Source organism: Rhizobium sp. WSM1274 (assembly GCF_025200775.1).
In the GTDB taxonomy this organism is placed as follows: Bacteria; Pseudomonadota; Alphaproteobacteria; order Rhizobiales; family Rhizobiaceae; genus Rhizobium; species Rhizobium leguminosarum_I.
This window is the reverse complement of the sequence record NZ_CP104138.1, coordinates 1536285-1548111: the sequence shown is the minus strand read 5'-3', so window position 1 is coordinate 1548111 and position 11827 is coordinate 1536285. Positions and strand designations below refer to the sequence as shown.

The 11827-nt window shown below is 60.3% G+C and carries 14 protein-coding genes, 3 tRNA genes and 1 pseudogene; 4 read left to right on the top strand and 14 right to left on the bottom strand.

Annotated features, from left to right (window positions below):
• Positions 1–138: 138 nt before the first annotated feature.
• The 11 genes and pseudogenes from N2600_RS07865 to N2600_RS07815 all read right to left on the bottom strand — a co-directional run bounded on the left by N2600_RS07865 (position 139) and on the right by N2600_RS07815 (position 7301).
• Positions 139–807, bottom strand: a complete 669-nt coding sequence (locus N2600_RS07865) for a 5' DNA nuclease (RefSeq protein WP_017963852.1) — start codon at positions 805–807, stop codon at positions 139–141.
• Between the two features lie 2 nt (positions 808–809).
• Complete coding sequence (gene nuoF / locus N2600_RS07860) at positions 810–2114, bottom strand: NADH-quinone oxidoreductase subunit NuoF (protein ID WP_260298566.1); 1305 nt, start codon at positions 2112–2114, stop codon at positions 810–812.
• Positions 2115–2124: 10 nt separating this feature from the next.
• Positions 2125–3291: an NADH-quinone oxidoreductase subunit E gene (locus N2600_RS07855; RefSeq protein WP_260298565.1), complete on the bottom strand. Its 1167-nt coding sequence runs from the start codon at positions 3289–3291 to the stop codon at positions 2125–2127.
• A 16-nt stretch (positions 3292–3307) separates the two neighbouring features.
• Positions 3308–3577 (bottom strand): hypothetical protein, encoded by a 270-nt coding sequence (locus N2600_RS07850; protein WP_260298564.1) that lies wholly within the window; start codon positions 3575–3577, stop codon positions 3308–3310.
• Positions 3577–4767 carry an NADH-quinone oxidoreductase subunit D gene (locus N2600_RS07845; protein WP_260298563.1) on the bottom strand — a complete coding sequence of 397 codons (1191 nt, stop codon included), beginning with the start codon at positions 4765–4767 and terminating at the stop codon, positions 3577–3579. Before N2600_RS07845 ends, N2600_RS07850 begins: the two co-directional genes overlap by 1 nt.
• Positions 4768–4846: 79 nt before the next feature.
• Positions 4847–5171: pseudogene (locus tag N2600_RS07840) on the bottom strand (four helix bundle protein).
• A gap of 84 nt (positions 5172–5255) precedes the next feature.
• Complete coding sequence (locus N2600_RS07835) at positions 5256–5858, bottom strand: NADH-quinone oxidoreductase subunit C (RefSeq protein WP_260298562.1); 603 nt, start codon at positions 5856–5858, stop codon at positions 5256–5258.
• Between the two features lie 18 nt (positions 5859–5876).
• On the bottom strand, positions 5877–6461 hold the full coding sequence (locus N2600_RS07830; protein WP_003547368.1) for a NuoB/complex I 20 kDa subunit family protein: 585 nt from the start codon (positions 6459–6461) through the stop codon (positions 5877–5879).
• Complete coding sequence (locus N2600_RS07825; RefSeq protein WP_010055493.1) at positions 6452–6817, bottom strand: NADH-quinone oxidoreductase subunit A; 366 nt, start codon at positions 6815–6817, stop codon at positions 6452–6454. Before N2600_RS07825 ends, N2600_RS07830 begins: the two co-directional genes overlap by 10 nt.
• A 246-nt stretch (positions 6818–7063) precedes the next feature.
• A tRNA-Asp gene (locus N2600_RS07820) sits at positions 7064–7140 on the bottom strand.
• An 84-nt stretch (positions 7141–7224) separates the two neighbouring features.
• Positions 7225–7301, bottom strand: a tRNA-Asp gene (locus tag N2600_RS07815).
• A 405-nt stretch (positions 7302–7706) separates the two neighbouring features.
• On the opposite strand from N2600_RS07815, the gene N2600_RS07810 reads away from it, so the two are divergent.
• Together N2600_RS07810 and N2600_RS07805 are read left to right on the top strand one after the other, a co-directional pair.
• A tRNA-Val gene (locus N2600_RS07810) sits at positions 7707–7782 on the top strand.
• 99 nt (positions 7783–7881) lie between these two features.
• Positions 7882–8280, top strand: a complete 399-nt coding sequence (locus N2600_RS07805) for a hypothetical protein (protein WP_260298561.1) — start codon at positions 7882–7884, stop codon at positions 8278–8280.
• Positions 8281–8339: 59 nt separating this feature from the next.
• Here the strand turns inward: N2600_RS07805 and N2600_RS07800 are convergent, their stop codons facing one another.
• On the bottom strand, positions 8340–8888 hold the full coding sequence (locus N2600_RS07800) for a glutathione peroxidase (protein ID WP_260110618.1): 549 nt from the start codon (positions 8886–8888) through the stop codon (positions 8340–8342).
• Between the two features lie 132 nt (positions 8889–9020).
• Positions 9021–9374: a hypothetical protein gene (locus N2600_RS07795; protein ID WP_260110617.1), complete on the bottom strand. Its 354-nt coding sequence runs from the start codon at positions 9372–9374 to the stop codon at positions 9021–9023.
• 164 nt (positions 9375–9538) lie between these two features.
• Here N2600_RS07795 and N2600_RS07790 point away from each other — a divergent pair, with 164 nt between their 5' ends.
• Positions 9539–10144 carry a class I SAM-dependent methyltransferase gene (locus tag N2600_RS07790; protein WP_017963844.1) on the top strand — a complete coding sequence of 202 codons (606 nt, stop codon included), beginning with the start codon at positions 9539–9541 and terminating at the stop codon, positions 10142–10144.
• On the opposite strand, the gene N2600_RS07785 is transcribed toward N2600_RS07790, so the two are convergent.
• On the bottom strand, positions 10145–10546 hold the full coding sequence (locus N2600_RS07785; RefSeq protein WP_017963843.1) for a (R)-mandelonitrile lyase: 402 nt from the start codon (positions 10544–10546) through the stop codon (positions 10145–10147). It abuts the gene before it with no gap.
• A 233-nt stretch (positions 10547–10779) separates the two neighbouring features.
• Between N2600_RS07785 and N2600_RS07780 the strand changes: the two genes are divergently transcribed.
• Complete coding sequence (locus tag N2600_RS07780) at positions 10780–11766, top strand: aldo/keto reductase (protein ID WP_260298560.1); 987 nt, start codon at positions 10780–10782, stop codon at positions 11764–11766.
• Positions 11767–11827: the final 61 nt, after the last annotated feature.

Sequence of the window (11827 nt, the reverse complement as noted above, 5' to 3'; positions counted from 1 at the left end):
CTTTCGTCCTGCCGGCAGCTGATGTCGCTCAAATTCTCTGTCGCGCGTTCCAGATCCGGAACCCGCACCGGCATCTTGAGGCCCCCGCCCGTCCGCCGACCTGCCCATCTTTCCGGCCGATCGACACGGCCGGACAGTTCATTTCTTCCTGCGGCCCCGCCCTGCCAGAACTTTTGCTTGACCGGTCCAGTCGTCACGGCCGATGCGGCCGTTGAAGCCGAGTTCGACGTCGAGCCGGGCGATTTCCTCGTCGGTCCAGGCGGCAATCTCGGCGAAGCTACGAATGCCCTTGGCGTTCAGCACCTGCTCCAGCTTCGGGCCGATTCCGGCGATCAGCTTGAGATCGTCTGCCTTTCCTGCCCGCGCAACCGGTTTTGCCTTCACTGCCGGCTTTGGCTGGCTGACGGATATCGGCGCGCTGATCGACCTGACAACAGTCAGTGTCGGCTTTGCCTTCTTCTCGGCCGGCGGCTTGGTGAAAGCCTTGACCTGCGAGCGAATATTCTCCGGCCGGATATCGACATCGGGCATCGGCTCGTCTGGCGGCGTGTCATCGAGTGCGGCCGCGACCTTGCCGGTGGTTTCCAGGGCGCTGTGCCAGGCACCGAAGAAAGCGCCGGCCATCTGGGTCGAGATACCGAATCCGATCGCCGTTGCGGCGGCAAAGGCTGCCGCGGGCTGCGCCATCAGCGGATGCACCGGCATCGCCCGTGCATTTTCCAGCATCTCGGCGGCTAGACGGCCGAAACCGGCCGCGAAATCGGCGACTTCTTCCTTCTTCCCATCCTTGGATGCGTTGTCCGCCATGATTATTCAGCCGCCTCCAGAACCGCACCGTGATCAAGCGCGCTTGCCGTATACTGGTCGATACGCTTTTCGATCTCGGGACGGAAGTTACGGATCAGACCCTGCACCGGCCATGCGGCGGCATCGCCCAGCGCACAGATAGTGTGGCCTTCAATCTGCTTCGTCACCTGGAACAGCATGTCGATTTCGCGCTTCTGGGCATTGCCCTTGGCCATGCGCTCCATCACGCGCCACATCCAGCCGGTGCCTTCGCGGCAGGGCGTGCACTGGCCGCAGCTCTCATGCTTGAAGAAGGCGGAGATACGGGCGATCGCCTTGAGGACGTCGGTGGACTTATCCATGACGATCGCGGCGGCCGTACCGAAGGAAGAGCCGACGCCGCGCAGGCCGTCGAAATCCATCGGGCAGTCGATGATGTCCTTGGCCGGAACGATCGGGCAGGATGCGCCGCCCGGAATGACGGCGAGCAGGTTGTCCCAGCCGCCGCGGATGCCGCCGGCATGGCGGTCGACCAGTTCGCGGAAGGTGATGCCCATTTCCTCTTCGACCGTGCACGGCTTGTTGACGTGGCCGGAGAGCATGAACAGCTTGGTGCCGACATTGTTCGGACGGCCGATGGCCGAGAACCAGCCGGCGCCGCGGCGCAGGATCGTCGGCGCGACAGCGATCGATTCGACATTGTTGACCGTCGTCGGGCAGCCGTAGAGGCCCATATTGGCCGGGAACGGCGGCTTCAGGCGCGGCTGGCCCTTCTTGCCTTCGAGGCTTTCGAGCAGCGCGGTTTCTTCGCCGCAGATATAGGCGCCGGCGCCGTGATGGACGAAGATATCCATGTCCCAGCCGAGCTTGTTGTTCTTGCCGAGCAGGCCATAATCATAGCATTCGTCGATCGCCGCCTGCAGCGCTTCACGCTCGCGGATATATTCGCCACGCACATAGATATAGGCCGCATTGGCGCCCATCGCGAAGCTCGCAACGACGCAGCCTTCGATCAGCGTATGCGGATCGTGGCGCATGATGTCGCGGTCTTTGCAGGTGCCGGGCTCGGACTCGTCGGCGTTGACCACGAGGTAGTGCGGGCGGCCGTCGCTTTCTTTCGGCATGAAGGACCATTTGAGGCCTGTGGGGAAACCGGCGCCGCCACGACCGCGAAGGCCTGACGCCTTCATCTCGTTGATGATCCAGTCGCGACCCTTTTCGAGGATCTGCTTGGTGCCGTCCCAATGGCCGCGGCTCATCGCGCCCTTCAGGGATTTGTCCTTGAGGCCGTAGATGTTGGTAAAGATGCGGTCTTTATCTTGTAACATGCTTCACCTCTTACCGCGGCTTCTTGCCGAAGACCTTGATATATTCCGCTTCCCCGCCCTTGGCGAGCGCCTTGGCCTGCTTGACCCAGTCGTCGCGCTCGATGCGGCCGCGGAAATTCAGATAGCCGTCGACCCATTCGCGTTCGGCCTTCTTCCAGCCTGCGACCTGCGCGAAGGTGAAGATGCCGATTTCGTTCAACGTCGCCTCGATCTTCGGGCCGACACCCGAGATCATCTTCAAATCATCCGGTGCGGCGGGCTTTTCGATGCCGGCCGGCCGATTCTTGTCGGTCAGAGCGGGCTTTGCCGCGGGGGCAGCTTCCGCTTTGACGGCAGCTTTCGGCGCCGGTTCGGCAGCCCCAGTGCCCGATATCGGCTGCTGCTCGGCTGCCTTTGAGTTTTTCGCAGCCGCGTTCGGCGCCGTTGCCGGCGTCTTCAGGGCGGCATTGGTTTCGGCATCGGTGCTTTTCGCGCGGCCGGCCTCGGAGGGCGGAACGGGAGCGCGGTCGACCGGAGCCGACACGGTTTCGACGTCGGCCTTCTTGGCGCGCGTCCTTGCCTTCGGCTCTTCGGTCGTCAGCGAGGTCAGGCCGCCTTCGGGCGCCGAAAACACCCGATCGATCTGGGTGCCGGGCTTGATGCTGGCGCCATTGCCGGCGGCAAAGATGTCGATGATCTCTTCGAGACGCTCGGGCGTCAGGTCTTCATAGGTGTCCTTGCCGATCATCACCATCGGCGCGTTGACGCAGGCCCCGAGACATTCGACCTCTTCCCAGGACAGCGTGCCTTCGGCATTGCGCTCGAAGGCATGGGCATGGATCTTGCTCTTGCAGACCGACATCAGCGCTTCGGAGCCGCGCAGCATGCAGGGCGTCGTGCCGCACACCTGGACATGGGCGCGCGTGCCGACCGGATGCAGCTGGAACTGCGTATAGAAGGTCGCGACCTCGAGCACTCTTATATAGGCCATGTCGAGCATGTCGGCGATCTTTTCGATCGCCGCGCGCGTGACCCAGCCGTCCTGCTCCTGCGCCCGCATCAACAGCGGAATGACCGCCGATTGCTGGCGGCCGGCGGGGTATTTCTGGATCGTCTTGTCCGCCCAGACCGCATTCTCATCGCTGAATGCGAATGCGGCAGGCTGGAATTGATCTTCGGCTAATCGACGAACGGACATTCTTCCTCACGCCTTGTCAGTTTAGGGTTCCACACCGCGAAGCGGTCAAAGACTGCATTTCGCAGGCATAGGCCGACTGGTCTTTTTGCAAAAACACTACGAATTTGCTGCCGTTCGGAATGGCAGCCTTGATCTGATAGCCCTTGGACAAAAGCTCGCCCATGGACGATTGCTGCGCCGGCAGCGTCTCTTCCTTACGGCCCAGCGGCGTGCCGAGACTATCGGAGTCCTGAGCCGAAACCCCGGATGCCGAAAGAAGAATTGCGATGGCCAGCAGAAGCTGCATCAGCGGTCCACCTCGCCGAAGACGATGTCGAGCGAGCCGAGCACGGCCGCGACGTCGGCAAGCTGGTGACCGCGGCACATGAAGTCCATCGCCTGCAGATGGGCGTAACCCGGCGCGCGGATCTTGCAGCGATAGGGCTTGTTGGTGCCGTCGGAGACGAGATAGACGCCGAACTCACCTTTCGGCGCCTCGACGGCGGCATAAACCTCGCCGGCCGGCACATGGTAGCCTTCGGTATAGAGTTTGAAGTGGTGGATTAGCGCTTCCATCGAGCGCTTCATCTCGCCGCGCTTCGGCGGTACGACCTTGCCGTCGATCGACGAGAAGGGACCGGTCTTCGCATCCGAGAGCAGGCGGTTGACGCATTGCTTCATGATGCGGACCGATTCGCGCATCTCGATCATGCGGATCAGATATCGGTCGTAGTTGTCGCCATTCTTGCCGATCGGGATGTCGAATTCGAGATCGGAATAACATTCATAGGGCTGGGCGCGACGCAGATCCCAGGCCGCACCCGAACCACGCACCATGACGCCGGAGAAGCCCCAGGCCCAGCATTCCTGCAGCGAGACGACGCCGATATCGACGTTGCGCTGCTTGAAGATGCGGTTGCCGGTCAATAGGTTGTCGATGTCGTCGAGCGCCTTCAGGAACGGGTCGCACCAGTTACCGATATCCTGCACAAGCTGTTCGGGCAGATCCTGGTGGACGCCGCCTGGACGGAAATAGGCGGCGTGCATGCGTGAGCCGCTGGCGCGCTCGTAGAACACCATCAGCTTTTCACGCTCTTCGAAGCCCCAGAGCGGCGGCGTCAGCGCGCCAACGTCCATGGCCTGCGTCGTGACGTTCAGAAGGTGCGAGAGGATGCGGCCGATTTCCGAATAGAGAACGCGGATCAGCTGGCCGCGAATCGGGATCTGGATGCCGAGCAGCTTTTCGACAGCCATCGCATAGGCATGTTCCTGGTTCATCGGCGCGACGTAATCGAGCCGATCGAAATAGGGCACGGCCTGAAGATAAGTCTTGGTCTCGATCAGCTTCTCGGTGCCGCGATGCAAAAGGCCGATATGCGGATCGACACGCTCCACAATTTCGCCGTCAAGCTCCAGGACAAGACGAAGAACGCCGTGCGCCGCCGGATGCTGCGGTCCGAAGTTGATGTTGAAGTTGCGGACGTTATGTTCGGTCATGCTGCGTGCTCCATGCCAAACGCGTTGCCAATCAAGCGAATAGCGAATGGCGAATAGCGAATAGTTTCGTTCGGTCTCATTACTTCTCCTGGAGACTCCGTATCAGCGCCCCGAATCATTCGTCCGATCTCGTCGCACTTTCCGGTCATCTACCTAAACTCACTCTCGTCGATCAGGCCGATGCGATGAGAAATGAGCATATGCGTTTCCAATTCCTTCAACGAACCCTGAGAGATACGCAGAAACTGAATGAAACTTCCCGTGACCTCACGTCCGTGTCCTTCAGCAATATTGGCTGCGATCGAACTCGCCGCCCTGCGTATCTGAGCTGTCAGACCGTAAACCTCCTCCCTGGGAAATTTTCTGGTCAGTTGATAACAATCCACCGCGAGATCGATCGCAATCTGCCAGACCTTAAGATCCTTGTAGGAGTTTATCGTCTGCCCGCCCCTTCCAACTATTCGCTATTCGCTACTCACTATTCGCCGCTACGGCTTCGCCTTCTCATCGCCCGGCAGCACATATTCCGTTCCTTCCCAGGGAGACATGAAGTCGAAATTGCGGAATTCCTGTTTCAGTTCGACCGGCTCGTAAACGACGCGCTTTGCCGCATCGTCATAGCGAACCTCGACGAAACCGGTCGTCGGGAAGTCCTTGCGCAGCGGGTGGCCTTCGAATCCGTAGTCGGTCAGGATGCGGCGCAGGTCCGGATGGCCGGTGAAGAGCACGCCATACATGTCCCAGGTCTCGCGTTCGAACCAGTCGGCGCCCGGATAGACCGGGCAGGCCGACGGAACCGGCGTATCCTCGTCGGTCGCGACCTTGACGCGGATGCGCAGGTTCTTCTTCGGCGACAGCAGGTGATAGACGACGTCGAAACGCAGCTCGCGCTGCGGCCAGTCGACCCCGCAAATATCGATCAGGTTGACGAAACCGCATTTGGCGTCGTCGCGCAGGAAGGTCAGCAGCGCGATCAGGTTCTCACCCGTCGTCGTCACCGTCAGTTCGCCATACTTCATCTGCGATGCGGCAATCAGATTAACGCGCGCTTCGCCAAGGTAGGACGCAAGCTCAGTCAGGGCTTCACTCATATGCCTTGTCCTTAACCCTTAGCGTTCGATCGTGCCGGTACGCCGGATCTTCTTCTGCAGCAGAAGCACGCCATAAAGCAGCGCCTCTGCCGTGGGGGGACAGCCCGGCACGTAGATGTCGATCGGCACGATGCGGTCGCAGCCGCGCACCACCGAATAGGAATAGTGATAATAGCCGCCGCCATTGGCGCAGGAGCCCATCGAGATGACATAGCGCGGCTCAGGCATCTGGTCGTAGACCTTGCGCAGCGCCGGCGCCATCTTGTTGGTCAGCGTGCCGGCGACGATCATCACGTCGGACTGGCGCGGCGAGGCGCGCGGCGCAAAACCGAAGCGCTCGACGTCATAACGCGGCATCGACAGCTGCATCATCTCGACGGCGCAACAGGCAAGGCCGAAGGTCATCCACATCAGCGAGCCGGTGCGGGCCCAGTTGATCAGTTCGTCGGTCGAGGTGACGAGAAACCCCTTGTCAGCAAGCTCGTTGTTGATCTCGCCAAAAAACGGGTCGTTGCTGCCGATCGGCTTGCCGGTCGAGGGATCAATGATCCCCTTCGGCTGCTGTGCCACAAGCGGCTGATTGCTCACAGGGGCTACTCCCATTCCAGGGCTCCCTTCTTCCATTCATAGATAAAGCCGATGGTCAGCACGAGAAGGAAGACCATCATGGACCAGAAGCCGAACCAGCCGATGGCGCCGAAAGACACGGCCCAGGGAAAGAGGAAGGCGACTTCGAGGTCGAAGATGATGAAGAGGATCGACACGAGGTAGAAACGGATGTCGAACTTCATGCGGGCGTCGTCGAAAGCGTTGAAGCCGCACTCGTAAGCCGAGAGCTTTTCCGAATCGGGCGCTTTGAACGCCACGGCGAACGGCGCAATGAGCAGCGCCAGGCCGATAACGAGCGCAATAGCAATGAAGATAGCGATCGGAATATAAGAACTGAGCAGTTCAGTCATCATGTTCATCCCTGCTTGCCGGTGACGCCAGGCGGCGCATTTGGGCAAATGCCCGGCAAGCGAATGTGCGTTGCAACAAGCCGTGGTTAGCGCAGCCGAGGCCTCGGCGCAAGACTTTTACGGAGGCAATTCGACGCGTGTCGCGCGGACATTATCAAGCAGGTGCAACGATGTCGCGACAAATCCGTGCAAGCCGCTTCAGCGCGCATGGCTGACCACTGGAAACTGCATGGCTTTCGGAAGAAATGGCGCGAGTGACGGGGCTCGAACCCGCGACCTCCGGCGTGACAGGCCGGCACTCTAACCGACTGAGCTACACCCGCGCATTGATCGGCCATTTTACGGCCGCGAGGATTAGGAAATCCGGACAAACGACAAATCGCATTTGCGTTTTACAAGACTTGAAATGGCGCGAGTGACGGGGCTCGAACCCGCGACCTCCGGCGTGACAGGCCGGCACTCTAACCAACTGAGCTACACCCGCAATTCATTTCAAGCAGTCCGGATGCCTTGGCACCCTCTCCAAAACGGCTGCCCGTTTCGATGAGCGGCTAACTACGGGGTTCGCCTTTTAGTGTCAAGCAGGTTTGGAGACAAAACAATGACAGTCGGTGAATTGTTTCGGCGGGTTGGGCGCCAGACGAACAAAAGCCGGCACTTCCGTCTTCCGCAGCGATGCTCAGCCGCAGACGCAACGCCTTCGAAACGGGAATGCTCGCCGCCCCTCCCCTCACTTTTCAACAGCCGAGCCCAGCCTAAGGGTCATTGCAAGACACGGGACCACCACCAAAAAAATCAAAAAATCTTCACAAACACTCTTGCGGTTTTGCCTCGATCCGCATAGATCACGGCCACCAACGCGGCAGGCCGATCCGGCTTCGTTTGCGATGGGCGATTAGCTCAGTTGGTAGAGCGCCTCGTTTACACCGAGGATGTCGGCGGTTCGAGTCCGTCATCGCCCACCATTTCTAAAGTTCCCGCTGCTTGTCCATCAGAGTGGGATTCCGAATTAGTTCGCTAATCCGGTCACGATCTGCGCAAGGTGTTTCGTCAGGAGACACTTCATGAAAATCGCTATCAAAATCTCTGCGCTGCTTCTCGCCGGCGTGGCTGCGCCCCCGTGCATTGCCAAAGAGCCGGCCCAAGAGGTTTTCCTGTCTGCCGGGGACCAGACGATCAAGACCTCGGGAGAAACCCCGGCCCGTGAAGCCAGGACCTATCTCCTGAGAATGCCGTCGGATCTGCCGATTAATTTTTCGGTCGATGCCGACAATTCAGCCTGCAGCCTGGAAATCAGCAAAGCCAGCCAGCGCGGCGTCTTAAGCACAATCAGCCGATTCCCCGCGTCTTTCAGAGACAGCGGTCAAAGTGGCGATGAATATACATTTTCGTTTTTCCAAAACCGGGTTTCATTTATGAGCGGCGCGCGATGCGCCTTCTCATTTTCTCTGACGCAGATGTGACCATGTTTTTGGGGTGATGGGCATGCCTCGCCGTCCACAGGCACTCATCGCCCACCATTTCATCTCTTCGCCAGTTCTTTCTCCACCGCCGAAACCAGCCGCGAATCATCCGCCGTCACGTCAGGCGCGAAGCGGGCGGCGACTTTGCCGTCGCGGCCGATCAGGAATTTTTCGAAGTTCCAGAGGATGTCGTCCTCATCTCCGCCTGTCAGCCCATGGGATTTCAGGCGTTCTCGCATCGGGCCGTCGCCCGTCGTCGCGACACCCGACTTGGTCAGTTGCCGGTAAAGCGGATGCTGGGCTTCGCCCTTGACCGAGATCTTCGAGAAGATCGGGAAGGTGACGTCGTAGGTGCTGGTGCAGAAATCGAGGATCTCGGCGTCGGTGCCGGGCTCCTGACCCTTGAAGTCGTTAGCGGGAAAGGCGGCGATGACGAAGCCGCGCTCGCGCTTTTCCCCATAGAGCTTTTCCAGCCCCTCATATTGTGGCGTGAGACCGCATTTCGAGGCGACATTGACCACCAAGAGCACCCTGCCCTTGTATTCGTTGAGCGTGGTCTCGCGACCATCCGCAGTTTTGACCGGGATATCCAGCGCATTGCCCGTCACGGGAACCTCCAATTTCGTAAGGATATGTTTCGCCAAGCTTGGCGATATCGCCGCTGTTGTCATCAGCGTCGGGATCAACTTGGCTTCCACAGGACGCCGGTGCGGCTTCCGGCCGCACCGGGCCTCAGCACCTCAGGCGGGAGACGTTTCCTTCACGTCGTCGAGCAGGAAGTGCACGACGAGATAATCCGTCTTGTAATGGCGGCCACTTTCCGACACGGAATCGACGCTGCCGCCGTCCTTCGGGTGCCAGGGATGATAGTGGGGGTTGGTGGTAATCAGCGTGATGGCCTTGCCATCTCTTTCGCCAAGCCGGAAGCGCATCTCGGCGAGCGGCCAGATCCGCTCGTAATCCTGCATGGTGATTCGCGCCTTCAGCGCCTTGCGCTGCAGCGGCGCTTCGCCGGCCTCGGCTGGTGTTTCCAACATCACCTCCTCAGCTCCGCTGATGATGGCGTTGAATTCTTCAGGCCACATGCGTCTCATGAAATCGCTCCTCCCGAGGCTTTTTCGTCAGTTCACAGATGGAACTTAGCGGTTTGTTCGAAAGAAGCAAATTCCTGTCATGCGGTTGTCATCGGTGCCGGCTGCTCCTACCTTCCCGTCAAACCGCATCAGGGCCGTCAGTCGCCCGCAATCCCGGGATCAAGATGAAGACACGTGAAGAAAGGCAGGCGCTCCGGGCGAGCATGCCGCGCACCCCGCTCAGCGCCTACCACATGGAAAACGCCCGGCTGCTGCCGGATCGCGGCGAACTGCTCTATCGGATTCCGAACGGCGGTATCGGCGTCGAGGTAGGAGCAGCCTTCGGCGAATATACGGCGGAGATCCTGGAAAAGAATCGCCCGGCAGAGCTCTATCTCATCGATCCCTGGTCGATGGATCGCTACAGCTCCGGGCTCGACGCTATCCACACGAATTTCGCGGCCGAGATCGAGGCCGGCCGGCTGCATCTGATGCAGGGCACATCGCTTGAGAAGCTTGCCGAATTCGCGGACGATTTCCTCGACTGGGCCTATATCGATACCGATCATTCCTTCGAGCTGACCTGGCAGGAATTGCTGCTCTGCGAAAAGAAGGTGAAGCGCACGGGGCGTATTGCCGGGCATGATTTCTGCACCGGCAATACGGTTAAGCCGATCGTCTATGGCGTCGTCGAGGCGGTCACCAAATTCTGCAAGGATTACGGCTGGCAATTCGAGTTCCTGACGGTCGAATCGCACGCGCATTTTTCCTATTGCCTGAAGCGGCTCTAATCAGGCCTTGCCGGAATATTGCTCGTCGCTGACCTTTTCCATCCAGTCGACGTGATTGCCGTCCAGCGCCTCATGAATGGCGATGTGCGTCATCGCCGTGTCCGGGGCAGCACCATGCCAATGTTTTTCGCCCGGCGCGAACCAGACGGTATCGCCGGCGCGGATCTCGCGGATCTCCCCACCCCAGCTCTGGGCGAGGCCCTTGCCTGATGTCACGATCAGCGTCTGGCCGAGCGGATGTGTATGCCAGGCCGTGCGGGCGCTGGGTTCGAAGGTGACGGAGACCGCCCTCGCCCGTGCAGGCGCCGGCGTCTCCATCAGCGGATCCTGACGAACGGCGCCGGTGAAATAGTCGGCCGGTGGCTTCGTCGAGGGGCGAGAGCCGGCGGGTTTGATCTCCATGATCTGTCCTTTTCCATCCATGCGGTTGAAGCCTTGTAGCAGAACGATATTTCATCGGGGCGACCAATCAAAGCCTGATCGGCAATTGCCGCGGAGTCGCCCGGCTGATAGTGCCAGTGTCTTTCATCAGCGCGTTGCATCCTGCTTGAATCATGCGACGCGCTTTGGCTCTTTGTTTTATGCATGTCGTTGTCCCCGCACTTCCGGCGACATGCAGTAGGGAGGATTTTTTCATGAAACACCATGCTTTTGGCCGCATGTCCTTCACCGTCACCAACGTCGGCTTCGGCGCCTGGCAGATCGGCGGCTCCTGGGGCGACATCAGCGAGGCCGACGGACGCGCGGCGCTGAATGCCGCGCTCGATGCCGGCATGACATTCATCGACACGGCGGATGTCTATGGCGACGGCCGCTCGGAAAAAATCATTGCCGACGTGTTGAAGACGCGCGGCGGCGAACGGCCGATGGTTGCCACCAAGGCGGGCCGTCGCCTCAACCCGCATGTCTCGGAAGGCTACACCAAGGCTAATCTCGAAGGCTTCATCGACCGCAGCCTGACGAATCTTGCCGTCGACAGCCTCGACCTCGTGCAGCTCCACTGCCCGCCGCGCGAGGTGCTTTACCAACCAGAGGTCTTCGAGGGCCTGAACGCACTGCAGAAGGCCGGCAAGATCAAGGGTTACGGCGTCAGCGTCGAAAAGGTCGAAGACGGGCTGAAGGCGATCGAATATCCCGGCGTCGTCAGCATCCAGATCATCTACAACATCTTCCGCCAGCGCCCCGACCATTTGTTCTTCCAGGAAGCGCGCCGCAGGAATGTGGCAATCATCGCCCGCGTCCCGCTCGCAAGCGGTCTTCTCTCCGGCAAGATCACCCGGGACACGCACTTTGCCAGCGACGACCACCGCAATTTCAACCGCAATGGCGAAGCCTTCGATGTCGGCGAGACCTTTGCCGGCGTGCCGTTCGAGGTCGGCCTGCAGGCGGTGGAAGAGGTGCGCAAGCTGGTACCCGCGGGCGCGACCATGGCCGCCTTCGCGCTCCGCTGGATCCTGATGAGTGATGCGGTCACCGTCGTCATCCCCGGTGCCCGCAATGGCGAGCAAGCCAGGGCCAACGCGGCGGCCGCTGACCTTGCGCCGCTGTCGGCCGATGTCATGGCAGCAACGCGCGAGATCTACGAGCGGCTGATCGCGCCGCATGTGCATCAGCGCTGGTAGGGATGGAACGCTGGTTCTTTGCTGGGGAGGCCAGATGGCCCCTCATCCGGCTGCCGCCACT